The 18223-nt window shown below is 45.7% G+C and carries 9 protein-coding genes; 1 reads left to right on the forward strand and 8 read right to left on the reverse strand.

Going from position 1 to position 18223, the window contains the following annotated elements; translation table 11 throughout:
- Positions 1 to 121: 121 nt before the first annotated feature.
- Complete coding sequence (locus tag NG821_RS10135) at positions 122 to 2392, forward strand: ATP-binding response regulator (RefSeq protein ID WP_252761549.1); 2271 nt, start codon at positions 122 to 124, stop codon at positions 2390 to 2392.
- Between the two features lie 574 nt (positions 2393 to 2966).
- On the opposite strand, the gene NG821_RS10140 is transcribed toward NG821_RS10135, so the two are convergent.
- The 8 genes from NG821_RS10140 to NG821_RS10175 all read right to left on the reverse strand — a co-directional run bounded on the left by NG821_RS10140 (position 2967) and on the right by NG821_RS10175 (position 18184).
- Entirely contained in the window at positions 2967 to 4313 is a 1347-nt protein-coding gene (locus NG821_RS10140; RefSeq protein ID WP_252761550.1) for a sigma-54-dependent transcriptional regulator, read from the reverse strand.
- Positions 4314 to 4411: 98 nt separating this feature from the next.
- Complete coding sequence (locus NG821_RS10145; RefSeq protein WP_252761551.1) at positions 4412 to 5617, reverse strand: sialidase family protein; 1206 nt, start codon at positions 5615 to 5617, stop codon at positions 4412 to 4414.
- A 34-nt stretch (positions 5618 to 5651) separates the two neighbouring features.
- On the reverse strand, positions 5652 to 7853 hold the full coding sequence (locus NG821_RS10150) for an alpha-L-rhamnosidase-related protein (protein ID WP_252761552.1): 2202 nt from the start codon (positions 7851 to 7853) through the stop codon (positions 5652 to 5654).
- A 207-nt stretch (positions 7854 to 8060) separates the two neighbouring features.
- Entirely contained in the window at positions 8061 to 10094 is a 2034-nt protein-coding gene (locus tag NG821_RS10155; RefSeq protein ID WP_252761553.1) for a beta-glucosidase family protein, read from the reverse strand.
- 420 nt (positions 10095 to 10514) lie between these two features.
- Positions 10515 to 11786: an endonuclease/exonuclease/phosphatase family protein gene (locus tag NG821_RS10160; protein WP_252761554.1), complete on the reverse strand. Its 1272-nt coding sequence runs from the start codon at positions 11784 to 11786 to the stop codon at positions 10515 to 10517.
- Positions 11787 to 11858: 72 nt separating this feature from the next.
- Positions 11859 to 13718, reverse strand: coding sequence for a glycoside hydrolase 5 family protein (locus NG821_RS10165; RefSeq protein ID WP_252761555.1), 1860 nt, complete (start codon positions 13716 to 13718; stop codon positions 11859 to 11861).
- Between the two features lie 135 nt (positions 13719 to 13853).
- The gene (locus tag NG821_RS10170) at positions 13854 to 16799 is read right to left on the reverse strand and encodes a glycosyl hydrolase 115 family protein (protein WP_252761556.1); all 2946 of its coding nucleotides are present in this window, start codon (positions 16797 to 16799) and stop codon (positions 13854 to 13856) included.
- Positions 16800 to 17221: 422 nt separating this feature from the next.
- Positions 17222 to 18184 (reverse strand): aldose epimerase family protein, encoded by a 963-nt coding sequence (locus tag NG821_RS10175; protein ID WP_317233085.1) that lies wholly within the window; start codon positions 18182 to 18184, stop codon positions 17222 to 17224.
- Positions 18185 to 18223 lie beyond the last annotated feature (39 nt).

The following is an 18223-nucleotide window of genomic DNA, read 5'->3' on the forward strand; positions in this document are numbered from 1 at the left end:
CAGTTGCCGCTCTCCCTTTTGTTGTTTGCAGTCAAAAAAACATAAAATAACGCATCTTTGTTCTTTTTTATAAGGCGAAAAGTGTATATTCGCAATCTGCAATGGTAAAACGTTAAAAGATATGTTCCATCTCCCAACTCAAATCAAAGTTACTGTCGGATTCTTTGCCCTCCTCTTACTCATCGGACTTTCTGGAGGTCTCGTATACCATGAGATGTCAACTTCCATGGACAACAACGAACAGGAATTGGCGCACGTCGACTCTGTAAAGGCACAGTTGAAGCAGAAAGAGCAGCAAATGGAAAATGCCCTGCAAGCAATGAAGACGATGTATAACCAGTCTGAGTATGAGCCCTACATCGACCGCCTCATCGAGACCCAGGATACTCTGATCAACAAGCCACAGGTGAAACATACCACGACGACCGTCACACAACAGTATGTCGTCAAGCAGAAGAAAAATATCTTCAAACGTATCCACGATGTCTTTTCTCCCGGTAAAGGGGACTCCGTACAAGTGAAGAATGTCAGTACCACAGAGGAATCGGACAGTATGGCGCAGGCCTATAACCCCAATGACTCCGTCAAGAAACTGTTGGAGAAGACCAAGTTGAGAGCCTCTAATCAGCACAAGCAGAAGATACGCCAGATCAACCGACAGGTAAAGAAACTGAAAGCCAACGAATCAGAAGTTGTCAATAGAATGGGACACCTCGTACAACTCATGGAAGAAGAGAACATTCTATTGAAGCAACAACAGGTAGAAAGCATGAAATCTGCACGCTGGCATTCTGTCCAGATATTAGGTTGGATTGCCATGACAGCCCTCCTTCTGGCAGCAGTATTCCTATTCATCATCATCAGAGATATAGAAAAAGGCAACCGATACAGAAACCAACTGGAAGAGGCCAACGAGAAAGCTTCACGGCTACTGGCCGAGCGGGAACAGTTGATGCTGACCGTCTCCCACGATATCAAGGCGCCTGCAGGTTCCATCCTCGGGTATACTGACCTTCTGAAAAGGATCTCCCACGATGAGCGTCAACAGACCTACCTCAATAGCATGAAGGCCTCTGCGCAGCATCTGTTGCGGATGGTTACCTCCCTCCTAGACTATCACCAACTGGACAAGCACAAGATAAAGATCGAAAGACTCAATTTCCAACCAGCCCAACTGTTTGATGCCGTCTATCAGAGTTTTCTGCCTTTGGCAACGCAGAAAAGCATTCAGATGGAATATACCTGTGACCCGGTACTCAACAAGACCTATCGTGGAGACGCCTTCCGTATCCGCCAGATCGCAGAGAACCTGATGTCTAATGCACTGAAATTCACCGCTAAAGGTACGATCACCCTGTCTGTCAGGATGAACAACAGCAATCTCTGTTTTTCTGTCGCAGATACCGGTCCCGGCATAACATTGGACGGACAACAGAAGATATTCAATGAATTTACGAGACTTCCCAACGCTCAAGGACAGGAAGGGTTCGGACTAGGACTATCCATTACTAAAAAACTGAGTCAACTGATGAATGGGAACATCACCGTAAGCAGTGTAGTCGGCAAAGGCTCTACATTCAGCGTCGTCATACCATTAGAACCCGGAGAACAATCTGAAACTATCAAAAAACCGGAAATGCCAAGCCGCCGGATCCGCCTTCTGATGATCGACGATGACCCCTTGCAACTCCAACTGACAGAGGCGATGCTCTCCCATGAGAACATTATCCTGACAACCAACCTCCACCCACTCAATATGGCAAAACAACTGAAGAACGGGGACTACGATGCGATCATCACGGACGTGCAAATGCCCGAAATGAACGGATTCGATTTTGTCAAAATGATTCAGCAGGCAGGTATCACCACCCCCGTTTATGCGTTGACAGCCCGCAGTGAGATGCAAACAGAAGATCTACGCCAATACGGTTTTGAAGGATGCCTGCACAAACCGTTTACAGCAGAAGAACTGATAGCAACCGTCACGAAAGTTGCACCAAAAGCCCCAACTTTACCCAAGGCAAAAGTATCTCCTGTGACAAAGCAACCATCTAACTCGCCATTCCATTTCGAAACACTTACCGCCTTCGCCGTCGACGATGAAGATGCAGCACGGGAAATCATCCTCACCTTTATCTCCGAAACCAAGAAGAACTGTAATCTGATCAGGGAGGCACTGAAAAACGATGAGGTGCAAATCATAACAGCGACAGCACATAAGATGCTTCCCGTATTCATACAAGTCGGAGAAAAGAGTTCGATAGCCGCTTTGATAGGATTGGAAAAGCAACGTGACTTGAAATCCATGACGGATGAAGTCCGAAAGAATGCAGAAACAGTTCTCTCGGTCTCACAGAAGATCATTGATGAAGCCCAGAAATGGAAGAAATAGCAGTTGAGACCATTTGTAATTTAACCGTTACATGAGTTTGATGCCATCTCGGCAGCCTACTTTTTTCTGTAAGGTCAAACAAAAACGTCTGTCAATTTCGGCGACGTCAAGCGAAAAGACCGTTTTCCATCAACAAAGCAACAGACTTTAATGTGAATTCAGCAGATTCCCCTCAATATTTGTCATAGAGGAACGACAGAACTCTACTCACAAGAACTTTGCTTTCAACAAAAAAGACTTTTAAGAAAAGGAGCGGAAAAAGCACGTTCGATCAAGCGACATCATAGAAAGAAACCTCCACAATCAGTAATAGGCAGGAGGCAAACACCCATGAGAAAATGGGCAGCGGTAGTTTCTCGAAAGAGAAGGTCATAGTTTCTCGAAAGGCGGGCTGCTCTTTCTCGAAACAAGACGCCGCCTTTCGAGAAACTACGAAATGGGGTTCCATCACTGAAGCAGAAAAAGTATTTCAGTAATTCCTCCGTCGTCATCTTTAGTAAGTTGGAAATATTCATGAAGAGAAGAAGGGACCGCCTTCCATCTTCAGAGATTATAACCCTTATATATTCAAAGGCTACAAGCCCAATGCTTTCATTTTATTATAAAGAGTCTTGCGGTCTATACCCAGCAAGGCAGCAGCCTTCCCCTTATGATTACCCGTCATGCGCAGAGCCTCCTCGATGCGAGACTTTTCAGTATCCACATTGTGCAGGCTCAAGTCTTTGGCATCAGGCGTTTCACCCATATCCAGCACATCAGGTTGTATGAATTTGCCCTGAGTCAGCAAGACAGCCCGCTTGACCACATTCTTCAGTTGACGCAGATTCCCCGGCCACGGATAAGCCAGCAGAGCCTTGTTGGCTTCCGGTGAGAAACCTTTGATAGACCGGTCCAATTCCTTGTTGGCCTTATCCAAAAAGAAATTGGCAAACAGTAGGACATCCTCACCCCGCTCATGGAGAGAGGGCATCCGCAGGGTAAATTCATTGATTCGATGATAGAGGTCTTCCCGGAACCGGCCTTCGGCAATAGCCTCCTGAAGATTCTCATTGGTGGCACATACTAGTCTGACATCAACTTGTATTTCTTCATTCGTTCCGATCTTTCGTATACAGCGCTCCTGAATGGCACGCAACAATTGTACCTGGACGCTATAACTCAGATTACCGACTTCATCCAAAAACAATGTTCCGCCATTAGCCGCCTCAAAAGCACCGGTCTTATCTGCCACAGCTCCCGTAAAAGAGCCTTTGATATGCCCGAAAAACTCACTTGCAGCCAATTCGTCAGGGATAGCACCGCAGTCTATTGGCACAAACGGTTTGTCCGCACGCTTGCTCAACTGATGAATACGATGTGCCACATACTCTTTACCGGTACCACTTGCACCGTTGATCAGTACAGACATCGGCGTAGGGGCGACAAGAGCCACGTAATCATAGAGTTTACGTGCCGGTTCACTCTCCCCTTCCAGGAAATCATTTTTCTCTTCGTTGTTCTCGACTGGTGATTGTTTTGCCTGTTCCTTGTGATCCTCAGGTTCAGTGTGATGCAAAGCATCATTGATTTTAATTAAGAGTTCATCAGGCACGATCGGTTTGGCAACATAGTCCACTGCACCTTCCTTCATGGCCTGTACAGCTCCACGGATATCAGCATACCGTGTCATGATCATGATCGGTACATTGTATCCCTTGTTCTGTAGCCAAGGGATCAAAGCTGTTCCGTCACGGTCAGGCAACCGAAGATCTGAAAGAATAAGGTCAAAAGGAGATTTTTCTATCAGCATACAAGCCTTCGAGACCTGGCCGGCAGTAGTGACGAGAAATCCTTTCTTGCCCAACCATGTCTTAAGCATCGTTGCATAAGTCAAATCATCTTCTACGATGAGTATTCTATATTTTTCTTTATCTGTAACCATTCTTTCTTCGGATCGGTTACAAAAATAAGAAATTCAGATGAGACTGCAAACTTTTTATTATTCTTTTATCAAAGAGACGGATCGGGTCTGACCATCCTCTATCTGGAATTCCGAGATGTATTCCTGAAATCCGTTATTCGATGAAAGGTAAAGAAATTCGAATCATGATAGCTTGATGCCCCGCCCTCTTCATCATCAAAGGAAGTTCGGGAGACAAAAATGATATTCTTGTTGTCAAATTGCCAGTCGGCATACTGGAAAGCATGTTTCTGAGCATCGGGGTGATGAAGCAGAATACGGTCTACCGTCCATTGCTTCAGGTCCGTGGAAGACACCAACGCTAAGGTGTTCCGAACCTGGTCAGTGGAAAGATGATCAGGTATCTTGTCCGGAATAGCATTCACGATCGCCCAATATTTATGGGACTGTTCATCATACCGGATCGTAAACTTTGTGGCAGCGCCAGGCATCTTATAGAAATTTTCAGGGTCAAACTCCGCCTGTTTGCCATTGGAAGAAATCGTCACGATTGCACAGTATTCATCCGTAAGTTGAGGCGTATGAACCCTCAGGACATCGACAATTTCCCCAGTCCTGTCAGGGACGGCATTTCCTTCAAGCCATCCCCCGAAATGACCGTCCAGATATTGTTTGTTGAAAGGCAGATGATTCGTTGCCTGCCAGTTTGCTGCTTTCAGCAGATCTGCATGGACAGGAGCAGAAACCATCATCGCACTGTATCGGACGCCCCAGGCATTGCTTTTTCCGGTGGCATATTCCAATGCGCGCCATATCCTGCCTTTGGAGATGACCATGGGGACAGGTGCCGTATGATATTCCCCTTCGAGGAGAAGACCGTGACTACTGTCATAAGGCACCGTCCAGGACTTGCCTTCATCTGTGGAGCGGCGTATGACCAGATTGCCATGATGCTTGTTGGTCCCCATTATATACAACGCACCGTCATGATAAAAAAGATTTGACCAGAACTGATCCTCTATGCGAGAGACCTTCTCCCAGGTCTTTCCTCTGTCTGATGACCGGAACACATCAGTGACGGCATCCTGCCATTCAGCAGACCGAGGGCCAAACTCGTCATGAGACGCGATATAGACACCGTCAGGAAGAATACAGATACTCGGAGAGCCGATAAACTTCCCTGTAGATTTGGGAATATGGTCAATGACTGTCCCCGGAACTACCGGTACATCTGCAACTGATTGACTGGGGGCGACTAAAAATAGTAGTCCCAACAGGCATAAGCATCCCCTGATCTGCATCTTTCTCAATTCTGTTTTCAGCATTTCTTCATTTTTATCAGCCAACAGGCAGGACCGTTCAATTCGATTTACCGGTATAAGAAACAATCAGTCGATGGAAACCCGGATCCAGCATAGTCACGCTAGAAGGACTGTCTCCAGACTGTATGAAACGGATGACCTTCCCATTGTCCGTGATATTATAGTTTTGTGGAGAGAAGGGCAGATCCAGTTTTGCCTTCATGTTGGCCGGAATCGTAAGTTGGACTTGATAACTCTTGCCATCATTGTCTATATGCATGTGTACAGCCCCCCTTATCGTCGGCACGGTAGCGTCAACCCACTTCAGATTACCGATCCGAGGTCTGACACCCAGGACCTCATAACCCGGTTCCAGAGGTTCTATCCCGAGTAATTTCATCGGGATGATGTTTGCAGGCGCACTGCCCCATGCATGGTTCCAATCCTGATTGGGTTTGTATTTATTGTCCCACGCCTCCATCGTTATCGTAGAACCGGCCCGCATCATATTGTACCAACTCCGATCGTCTGTCTTCGTCAAGAGATTCAGGGCATAACTGTCATCCCCCGCTTTATATAATGCCTCTAACAGAAACTGTGCGCCATAGACGCTGCAAGCCATTCCCCTGGATTTAATGAATTGGAAGACCGACTGATACCGTCCGTGAGGGACAAGATCGAAAGCCAAGGCAAAGAAATTGGAATGCAACGAAGCGTGGGCAGTAGTCAGTCCATCCTGATAGCCCCCCACTGTTTTATTCCAGAAATAATCATTAAACAGTGTCTTCATATCCTCGGCATGATGAGAATAAGCAGTATATTCATTTTGCCTGCCCACAGCACGGGCAATAAGGGACATGACTTTCAGCGCTTCATAGTAATAAGCGTTCACGACGGTATTGTAATCAGTAAAGATGAATCCGTCCGTTTCCCCGCCCATATTTTCATTCAAGCCTTGTCCATAACTCGGCCAATCCACAATATCACTGATTTTGCCTTTAGATTTGATAGAGGCCAGGAACGCCGGTGTCTGCAATCCCGTTCTGGTGCTGATCAGACCATTCTTTTCCTGCAGGTCAGTCAGGATGTAAGGTTCCAGTTGCTGCCAGGTCGACAGAAGCATACGGTTATCACCCGTAAACAAATAATCATTCCATGCCAGCAATGCTGTCTGCAAGATCCATTCAGTAGGCCAAGTGGGATGATTCAGAATATAATAGTAAGTCCGCCTCGCCATCGAATACTCCCGGTCGACACCATAGTGGCTCAGTTGGTTGATGTAAGCATCAGCTGCGTAAGGGATCCGTTCCCTGTCGCCATCCACATAGACACCTGCGAAAGAAGTGGCCTTGACGGAATACTTGCACAGATCATACACCTTGTTCAGAATGGCATTATTACAATTGAAAGAAGAAGCCTCATCATTGAAAGGATAATGGACGAATTGACGTACGATATCCTCTTTCTTCAAGCGGATGCCCTTGCCTTCTATTTCACAATACCTGAACGGCACCACTTCCCCGATGTATTTCGGCATGAGTATGGCATTCCCTGAGGTATTACGATGATTTTTGATAATTTGGATGGAATAGACATGACTCCCCTTCTTCAATGGCAAATCATATTCACTGTAACGAATCGTTCCCCCGGGATTGCGATTGATCCTGCCGTTTGCCAGGCATTCCCCTAAGCGGACTCTGACCGTATCACTTTTCCCCGAGGAATAAATTTTCAAAGAGATCTGGCTGAAGGCATCCTTGCCAAAATCGGCAAGCAAGACGTCCGGAGCAGGAGCAGTCAAGGAGTCAGGATACTCCTTCACCTTCTCCAAAGGATAAAAAGAGACGGACTCATCGGAAAGCACCGGTCCCGTACGGAAAGCTTTCACTGCTGACCAATTGCTTTCACCACCAGTATTGGTCACTTCCTTCACTTTCCAGAAATAGGTTGTATTAGGTCTTAACCTCTTGCCCTGATAGGCGACGGCAACAGACTGGTTACTGTTGACCCATCCACTGTTCCAGAGCGTACCTCTGTTGGACCGCATATCAGCAAGTTTGTCAGATACGATGATGCGGTAAGCCTGTTGGTAAGTGCTGTCTTCCATTCCATCATCAACTATCCAAGTAAATCTGGGATGGGAAGAACGGATTGCAGCATATTGAAACGGAGATTTCAGGAGATTCGCTTTCCAGATCGGGATCTTAGTCACTTGCCCGTTTTGCCATATCAATTCTGTATGTGCGATTAGATCAGTCATCAGACCATGGGGCCTACTTGTTGTCACTCTCTTTGCCAGATCGGAAAGTGGGAAAAGCAAAAAAGGCACAAGAAATAAAACAATTCTCTTATAATTCATGAAAACAGTTTACGTATCAAATATTTTCTTCCGGATATCTTTTATTTCCGGCAGACAACAAGATTCGCTCATCATTGCCGTTGCCATCTGCCGGAATAAACGTATCATTTACAAACTGACATACTGACTCCACACCAGATTACGGGATGAGGTGCCTACAGATACCTTAATACGGTCTGCCGGTACTTTCCATCCGTGAATAGAACTCTCCCAGTAGGAGAAAGCACGCTCGTTCAACGGAATCGAGACAACTTTCGATTCGCCCGGTTGCAGTTTCACCTTGGAGAAACCTTTCAGTTGTTCAGGAGCATCCTTTACCTCTGCAGGCAGTCCGACGTAAACCTGTACAACTTCCGAGCCTTCTCTCTTCCCGGTGTTCTCCACCTTAACCACCACGTTGGCAGTCTTCCCTTTCTTGGTGAGTTTCATACCAGAAAGTTTAAAGTTCGTGTAGGACAGACCATAACCAAACGGGAACAAAGGTTCCACCTTGTTCTGGTCATACCAGCGATAGCCGACGAAGAGCCCTTCCGTATATTTCACTTCCTTGTTGATTCCGGGATATTGTTCGGCAGATTGCATAGGAGTCTGCTTATCACTCACAGGGAACGTAATCGGCAATTTTCCGCCGGGATAAGCTTTTCCGAACAGTACTTCAGCCACAGCCAGGCCATCTTCCTCTCCCGGATACCAAGCTTGCAGCAAAGTACTGCACTGTTTGATCCAAGGCATCAGGATAGGGCCACCTGTCTTTAAGACCACGACGGTCTGAGGTATAGCCTGCAACACGGCTGAAGCCAAATTATTCTGGGCATCTCCCAAACTGATCGAATGGTCACTACCTTCAGACTGACTGTCACCCAATTCGAGGACTACGGCATCAGCCTTCTTCGCTACAGTCAATGCACTGTCGGCATCAAGGCCGCTGTACCGGTAAACTTTTATACCGCTACCGAGGAACTGCTGCATTCCTTCTTCCGGACTAATCCGGATGATCGGGTCTACACGAGAGCTGCCTCCACCTCCCGTAGAAGCCTTGGCAGAATAAGGTCCGATCAAGGCAATGCTATGGATCTGTCCCTTAGAAAGCGGCAATAGATCCTTCTCGTTTTTCAACAAGACCATTCCGTCTTCACTGAGTTTTTTAGCATAATCAGCATTTTCAGCAGGAATAGCTTTGCGCTCAGGCATCTTGTCCCAGACACCGAACTTCATCATGGTACTGAACCGACGGATCAATTTCCCGTCCAATTCAGATTCAGCCACTTCCCCATTATCAATGGCTTTTCTCAGTGCCGGTCCAAAATACTTGTCATCCGGCAGTTCCAAATCCAAACCAGCTTTGATACAAGGGACCGTACTGTGGACAGCTCCGAAATCGGAAGTAATAAAACCATCGAAATGCCATTCGTTCTTCAGCACATCGGTCAACAGGAAATGGTTTTCAGTACAATGCTGCCCATTCAATTTATTGTAGGCGGCCATGACAGAAGCGACTTTACCTTCTTTCACAGACATTTCAAAGGCAGGCAAATAAATTTCACGAAGTGTACGTTCGTCTATGGTCTCGTCTACCTCAAACCGGTCACGCTCCTGATTATTAGCGGCATAATGCTTGACATTTGCCATCACGCCCTCTTTTTGAATCCCTTTGATATTAGCTACAGACAATACGCCACTCAGGAAAGGATCCTCGCCAAAACCTTCAAAGGTACGTCCGTTATGAGGAGTTCTGGCAATATTGACATCCGGTGCCTCCAATAAGACATTGCCATAATCAGCCGATTCTCCCCCGGCGATCTGACCATAGAGGAAAGCAGCTGAACGATCCCACGTGGCGGCCAGCGAGATGGGAGCCGGCAGAGCAGTGGCACGGCCCTCATGACCTTTGCCTGCGGGGCCTAGTCCTGCAGGTCCGTTACACAAAGGAAGGTCAGGGATATGGAGTCTCTCTACGCCTAAGACAATTCTGAATTGCTGCTTGTTACTGGTCCCGTGCATCTGAGAGATCTTCTCGTCCAGGGTCATCTGCTTGACCACTTTCGCTGCACGCAGCCTATAATTCTCATGATTTTGTGACATCAGACCAATAGGACACAATGCCAGCAATGCCATTAAACTGTAAAATCTAAATCCTTTCATTTTTCATTATATTCTTTAAAGCTCATGGTTATAATTCACAAAAGTGTCTCGTCTTATAAACAGAGAAAAATCAGCACATATCAAAAGGAATATTTCTTTCCGTCTATGACTCGTTTAGAAAAGATCAATAAAAGGAAAGCGGGAACTATGACCTGATTCTGTATTTCATGATTTCTATTCCAGGCTTCAAAGATACGCATATTCCTTTTAAATGCCAAAACAAATAAAGGGAAATACGGATAAAAAAAGATTAAGAAACGGTCTCCAACCTTTTATTATCCTATCATTCAGACCGTTCCATGAGATTTAGAGGAAACAAGCAATTGGATCTCAGACATCTATACGTACTTTTGTATTCCCACCAATAATTCTCCTCCAACACTTGTCAGCATTGGTCAAATATAAAACCCAAAAGGTCTTTTATGGGAGTTTGACGTCTGTAATGACTGGGAGGTGGTCCGACCCGAATTTGCCGGTTTGCAATTCCTCGTCTACGACCCGATAGGCTCCTACGGTTACACCTTTGGTGACAAATATATGGTCAAGTACGACCGACGGCATCTTAGACAGATCAAAACCGTGATACGTCCCGGTACATCCGGAATAAGAGGCAGCAAGAGCCTTCGTATCAAACAGATAACCGCTTTTCAGGAGTATCTGCAAGGCTGCCGAACGATCATCGGAATTGAAATCTCCCGTGCAGATGACCGGATAACCTTCCGACAAACGGCTGACGACTTTTGACAACAGTAATTTAGCTGACTCCAGGCGGGACTGTGGAAAATCTACATGGAAATGGGAATTGAAGACAAAGAATATTTTGCCGGTAGATTTCTCCTGGAATTTCCCCCAAATGCACATCCGAGGATAGGTTGCCCCCCAACTGTAGGAGCCGGCCTTGTCCGGTGCCGTCGAATACCAGAACTCCCCGCTCTCCAGCACCTTCAAGCGCTTCTTGTTATAGAACAATGCCTCGTTTTCATTCCCTGCACTGAAAGCTCCCCAAAGATCAGTACCCAGACGTGCATAGTCCGGCAAGTCTGCAAGAAGGTCATTCACTTGTCTGGTCAGAGCCTCCTGCGTCCCGACAACATCTAAATGACAAGCCCGGAACAGACGCTCCACCTGCACCCGGCGGGCAACCCATTTCTGCGAATTTACCGGGGGGACCGTCTTTTCAAACAAAAGATTGTAACTTGCGATGCGGAGACTGTCACCGGATAAGGGCGGCAAGGAAAAAGTATTCTTATAACAAACTCGCAAATCCCGTGTCTTCAGCATCCTTCTCTTAGCCTTCAAGGCAGAAACCGTAACTCTCAAGACCGCCATCGTATCCTTTGACAGACCCATTCGGGAAATGGCCCGCCCTATCTGACGGCTCGTGAGACCTATGGTCCTCTTTCCAATCTTTGAGACCCTCGCTTTTCCCAACACCTTTTCTGACAGATTGTTTTTTGCATTGGAAAGGGTCAGGGAATAGACATACCCCGGATGAGCGTTCCATGATATCCGGGCCATCACAGAATCGTTTGCTCTCGACGGTTCTGTCTTGCCCAAACAAACTTGATAGGGGGACAGGCTGATTTCAAGTCCCAGGCGGTTCTTTTTCAAAGAAAGACCATTCGGATTGCTTCCATACACAACCACTAATCCAAAGATAAAACTCAAGCAGCATAAGAAAATTCTCTTCATGATTGACCTTAATATTTTATTTTAAATTCTACTACATCATATTATAAAGACGTCACCGCAAACTCCCCTCTTTCAATGCTCCGTACAAATGGGCTGGAAATGAAAGTTCTTCGTCAGAGAACTGTCAACGGCCGGATGAGCATAGTACCAAAAGACATGGCTGCGAGAGAATTTATCAAGGACTTCAGTATCTCCAACTTTGTTTCCGGTCGACCATGACGTACAGAATATCGGGCGTCCATAGCGGTAAGCGACTGCCTTCAGATAGCCGGTTTGCTTGGCATCTTGAGTACTGGAAAACGCAATGACGTCACTTAAGTTCCAAATCAGATAGGTTATGCGGTCATTGCTGCCGCCTCCATATACTAATCCTATCCATCCATTATAATGCCCATGAACAAAGGCATCCCGGTAATCGAAGTGGTCCGGAAAATCTTTTACTTTGACATAAGGCGTCATCATGACAGGTTGATTCGGATATTCATAACGTGCCTCCCTGAAGACTTTCTTCACAAAATTGCTGACAAGCGCCGTATCCTCTATATGCTCTCCGGGATGAAACCAGAGATCCCAGCCTTCTATGCGGGGATCATGATAATATCTGCGAATGGTTTCTGAAACATACTGCAAAACGCCTTTCTGAGAGGACGTCACGTCTTGATCTGTCAGGAGAGTAAAGAGAACGGTCAGGTGAAGAGATTTGGCCTTATTTAAAATTTGATCTGTATTCTTGAAGAACAAATCCCGGTTGGCCGAATAATCCCTATAATCCAATTTTACATTGATGCTATTTATACCTTTAGATATAATGGAAGATGCGGAATCCACAGACAGGATATTCAGTCCTTTCACTCCCTTTACCGGTCCGCAAGACATCCACCGCCATGCCCTGTCCATCGGCCATCGGCAAGTATATTCAGCGCCGATATCCGTAGGTTGACCGGCAGTAAACTGATAATTGCGGATGAGTTCTATATCCCGATAATCGATCGGTTCACCGTCAGGTCGAAAGAGATTATGGAATCCAGGTTCATAGGGATCATAAGTTGAACGAGACCATTTGACATCCCAGTTGGCATCGCACATATAGAGTCCCCATAGATACCAATGGACATTATTCTTCGCAAAACAAGAGAAGGTACGGTCAAGGCCGGAATTATTCACACGAGTCAGACATTCCGTGCAGACCAAAGGACGATTGCTGATCTTTTTCAACACATCAATCAGGCGCCGGGTGTAAGTCCCATCCCTATCCCCACAGGCATAATCATGGAAATTATGAACATCCATCATTCCCTCCACCTTCCAAGCCAACCGGTTCGAAGGATCTTTATCCTCATCCAGGAGATCATCTCGCCAGAATATGGAAGAACTCATGGCCTGGATCGGATTCGTTTCCCTGGCCCAGGCCAACAGTTTCTCAATAAGTTTCAATTGAAGTATGAATTTTTTCTGTTTCTTATCCGCAGGGAGGTTCAGATTGCCGGGTTCATTGAACAGATCCCAAAGGATGACCCGTTTGTCTTTGGCAAAAGCGCCTATGACCTTTTGCGTATATTCCTTTGTCACCTTCAGGCAGACCGTGTCTTCACCCTCACTCTTATAATAAGCCTCCGGAACCGGAGCAGAAAGGACTGGTGACATCGTTATCCCATGCTTGTAGGCGACATCTGTATACTGTCTGATTTGGCGAATGACCTCTTCGGCTGTTCCTCCGAAAAACATTCTCACATTATTCAGACCGGTATCATGAGCTTTTTCAAACATGACATCCAACGACATATCGGGATAAGGCCTCACAGGTTGGTTGAAGCCTTTTATCACTCCTACCTTCCTTTCCCACTTCAAAGTCCGGCGCTCTGACCATTGTCCGCGTCCTAATGCGTAGACGCAAGAACCGATCATCAACAATAAAAGAATCAACTGTTTCATAATGATAAGATTAAGATCTATATATTCAGAAAATCACCATGTCTGTAGAAAGAGCCACGATGCGAGCAACCCGCTCCCCCGTCTCTTTGTCTCACTTATACGAAACTCCATTATAGTTATACCCATGGTAATTGACTACATTTTACGAGTCGGTTGAGGTCCCATATAAGAATGCTTCAAACCGCCGAAATCCAGCACAATCTTTTGCAATAAAGTACCAGCATTTCCACACACGATACGCAAGGTATGCTTCCCGGGGTGACCAACATAGAGGGTATTCTTGTTGATCCTCGTATTTCTCAAGACGCTACTATACCATTCCTGGGCATATTCGAAAGAAGATGTAGAGGCCAATGCAATAGGATTACCGTCAATGGCAACGCCATATTGAGTTTCTAAGTTAGTAGATTCATGTCCGGCAAAGCCTTCATCCCCGGACAAAGTAAAAGTAGGAAGCACATAAGTATAAACATCTACCGGTCCTTGCTCGAAAGTATAGAAATCATATTCCACATACGGTACGTTCCGTTCCCTTGTATTTTGGGAAGGAGCTATAGGATCGCCCAGTTGGACACACGATCCTTCACATCCCAGATTAGGGATAACATGAATTTTAATATCTTGATTTTCCGATTTCCTTGAAAAATGAGCGGCGTCAATGGAAACATAACCGTCATCCTCAACAAAAAGTGAGTCAGACGGCAATCCGGAGGGTGTTGCCGGATTGAATACAGGGACTATGACAGAGTCACGTTCTCCTGAGGACGAAATAAAAACAACTTTTCCTAATAGATGGTCATCCTTAGGAACGAGTTTCCAGTCAATTGACACTTCCACACGCTGTTCTGTCGACGTATTCCCTTCCCGGACACTTAACTTGATCCAACGTTCAGACGTAGAAGTTCTCCAGGAAAGAGGAACGGAACCTTTATCAAAAATATCGATAAAATGAGATTGAGGCAAATATTTATTAAAGGCCGGCAATGTATGGTATCCCATAAAACCGGGAATCAGTTCTTCGCCCTCTACGAACAGTCCCATCTTTGCTTCAGGAGCGAGAGAAATCGTTCGAAGTTCCGGTCTTTCATAGTCTGATGCAGCATCATTTTGACGCATCGCTATGACATGGTTCCATTTCCCGTTTAAGATCGTGTTATAAATATGAGTGATGATATTCAAACTATCATAACAAACTTCCGATTCGTTTGCAACCCGATTCGTCGCTGCCCTATGCTGAAAAGCATACCAACGGTTCTTCTGAGCCAAGAGGAACTTGCAGTTCATCAACTCACAACCCTTAACCGGATAATAGACGGACTCAAAGAAACAAGGTTTTGAGTCAGAAGGCATCTGTCGGAGCAGTTCTGACACTTTATTGCCGATCCGCCTATATTCAGCCATCCGTCGCTCAGCCTCACGATAATTAATCAGAGAAAACTCGGTATCGGTATTCTTCTCACGCCCGTGCCTGTCTGAAGTCCACTGGACGCCCCAACCCATAAACTCCGGCCTACGCTGAAAAGCCAGATTATAAAAAGAACGGAAAATCTCTCTATAATCCTTCCTGTACCGGTCACCCAATAGCGTTGCCGTCCACTCTGACCGGTAGTCTGCTACACGCTGATAATTGAAAGAGTGGATGTCATAAGCCAAATTCAAGAAGAAATCCACTGCAAATTCACAAGATTTTATATCGCCGGCATTCAAAAGCCAGACACGATCGGCCGTTGTACAATAGGCCTTGTTAAGTTCTTCATACATGAATACCGGTGACGTCGAATTCATCCAGAGGTTATTATGGGGCCGGCCCAAATAAGACGCATGATAGTACACCCCGGCCCGTCCGCTGCGCAACTGCTCCTTAGGACCACTCAAGCGCTTCATATACCCATAATCATCATCCGGCCAAATAATCGTCACGTCATCCGGAACTTTCAAGCCCGCATCATATACGTCAAGTACTTCCTTGTAAGGCGTAAAGACCTGTGGAATATCTTCAACTTTCTTTCCAAGGACATCAGACAAGATCTTTCTTTGCGATTCCAGGGCACGCTGCATCAGGTCCCTACGTTCGGCCATATCCTTTCCCGCTTTCATCGGCACATCGTGCAGGCCACGCAAGGCTATAGTATAGACGCTTTCGTAAGGGGCACTCTCCTCCACTCTCGATCGCAACACACTGTCCATCCGGTAACTGTTGTTGGCGTAATCCCAATCACCATACTTTTTCATGGACCATTCGCTGGCGGTATTGAGCCCCAACGGCTCGCAATGGGAAGTGCCAATGGCGATTGCAAAGGTATCCGCAACAAGTTTGTTCTCCGCAATTTGATAAAAGGCTGTGGAACAATTGTGCATGGCCGGGCAAAGGTAATTGGCCTGTAGCCTGAGCAGCAACTCGCATACTTTTGCATAGGTTCGGGGACCGATATTTCCCTGTCGCTTTTCAAAATTCTTTGCTGCCCAAGGTTGGAGGCCCCAGTCTTCGTCGTTGATAAATATGCCTCGATATTTGACGGAAGGTTGAGGGGATAGACAACTTTTAACCTGAACCGTCAATTGCCGATGGTGCTGTACCGGTGCATCCATCCACCAATACCAGGGATTGACCCCTATAGCCTTGGATAGAGAAAGCAGACCATAGGCAGCGCCACGCCGGTCACTGCCGGCAATAACTATTGCTGATTTTATCCCAGGAAGAGGATGACGGACAAGTTGTATCCGATATCTTTCCCAACCGCGAGTCAGACCTATCGTATCAATTTTCCCCCTATTTACGATATCCTTAATCAATGAACTTTCCCTTAAAGTTCCGACGATAATCGCATGGGATAAACTCGTTTTTTCTTTATCTGAATTAATAATACGTAGCCTATGACCCGTAACTCTTTTAACATCATCGGAGAACAAGGAAGCTACTTTTCCGATAACCAGAGCGTCTGAGCCATTATACAACACAGGAGCCTCTTGTGAACTTGTATATACAGGAAATCCCTTATCCCCGCTTTTCACCAAACTGACCTGAGAACTCACTGGTAAGAATAAGGATAAAACTAAACCTAACGAAATAATTTTCTTCATACATTAAGAAAAATATAAATTATCGATCACTTACATAGCGCTCACATCCAACTAAACAATTGCTGAAAGCAGTTATTCTGTGGACACTAAAGATAAGAATAAAGTATACACATTCAGGAAATTACCGGAATCATGGTTTTTCAACATCAGCATTGATATTATTAAGGTAATATGAATATGAGTCAGGCGAACCTTTTGCAGAACACTTCAGCAGAGGGTCAAAGGCACTCGGTTGAACCATCTGCGGTCTCCCAACAATATATCTCAGTCTGTCTGAAAAGCATGAATGAATCATCTCTCCTTCATAAGGGATGAAGATATAAGAGTTTTAATGTAATGACCTCCTCCCCAAGAAATCCTTCAATTCTGTAAAGATATCCGGGAAGAAGATCAACACACTGAATTCATATCGTCAGAAAGTTCTATTTATCAACATAAAATTTATAAATAGAAGTTTGGCGATACACTTCTCCGGGTTTCAGGACTGTACTCGGGAAATTCTTATGATTCGGACTATCCGGATATTTCTGTGGTTCAAAGGCAAAGCTCTCCCTATATTTCATGAACTTACCATTACTGCATTTCACTTTCCCGTCCATGAAGTTGCCGCTGTAGAACTGCAGACCCGGTTGGTCAGTATATATTTCCATCACTCTGTCTGTTGAAGGTTCAGTGACGCGGACAGCCAACTTAATCGCTCCTTTGTCTTTCTTGTATAAGACCCAGTTATGGTCATATCCATGAGCGAGTTTCAATTGTTTATAAGCGCGGTTAATATCCTGCCCTATCGCTTTGGTTCTCCTGAAATCGAATGCAGACCCGTCGACCTTTTGAATCTTTCCTGTCGGAATCATATTTTTGTCAATAGGTGTGATGGAATCCCCATAAATTGTCACCAGATGATCCAAGATCGTCCCATTCCCCTCGCCTTTCAAATTGTACAGGACATGACTGCTTAAGTTGACGACCGTCGGTTTATCAGTTGTAGCCCAGTAGTTGATCGTCATTTCGTCATTATCTCCGACTTCATATTTCACCTTCAATTTCAGATTGCCGGGAAAACCCTCTTCACCATCCTTTGAAGTATAAGACATGACGATGGAATGGTCAGTTACAGAATCGACGTTCCAGACGACCAAGTCAAGTCCCTTCAGTCCACCATGCAACGTCTGTCCGTTGTTATTGATCGGTAAATGATATGCTTTACCGTCCAGGGAGAAAGTTCCTTTGGCTATTCTGTTGGCATAGCGCCCTACAATAGGTCCCATAAACCTCTCCCCTTTATTGTGGATATAACTAGGGTCCGCTGATTTATTTTCATCAGCCGATGGCGAGAACGGGAGTTTTCTCAGCCACCAGGCTTTGATTTCTAAAGATCCCGGTATTTTCCGGGATTATTCTGATGATTTCCATCATTTCAATAA

The sequence above is a fragment of the Segatella cerevisiae genome, from assembly GCF_024054555.1.
GTDB lineage: Bacteria > Bacteroidota > Bacteroidia > Bacteroidales > Bacteroidaceae > Prevotella > Prevotella cerevisiae.

Bases quoted from the DNA above. Each gene is read 5' to 3' on its own strand.
- NG821_RS10160 (WP_252761554.1), bottom strand. From the start codon at position 11,786: ATGAAGAGAATTTTCTTATGCTGCTTGAGTTTTATCTTTGGATTAGTG.
- NG821_RS10170 (WP_252761556.1), bottom strand. From the start codon at position 16,799: ATGAAGAAAATTATTTCGTTAGGTTTAGTTTTATCCTTATTCTTACCA.
- NG821_RS10165 (WP_252761555.1), bottom strand. From the start codon at position 13,718: ATGAAACAGTTGATTCTTTTATTGTTGATGATCGGTTCTTGCGTCTAC.
- NG821_RS10150 (WP_252761552.1), bottom strand. From the start codon at position 7,853: ATGACTGATCTAATCGCACATACAGAATTGATATGGCAAAACGGGCAA.
- NG821_RS10135 (WP_252761549.1), top strand. From the start codon at position 122: ATGTTCCATCTCCCAACTCAAATCAAAGTTACTGTCGGATTCTTTGCC.
- NG821_RS10145 (WP_252761551.1), bottom strand. From the start codon at position 5,617: ATGCTGAAAACAGAATTGAGAAAGATGCAGATCAGGGGATGCTTATGC.
- NG821_RS10140 (WP_252761550.1), bottom strand. From the start codon at position 4,313: ATGGTTACAGATAAAGAAAAATATAGAATACTCATCGTAGAAGATGAT.
- NG821_RS10155 (WP_252761553.1), bottom strand. From the start codon at position 10,094: ATGAAAGGATTTAGATTTTACAGTTTAATGGCATTGCTGGCATTGTGT.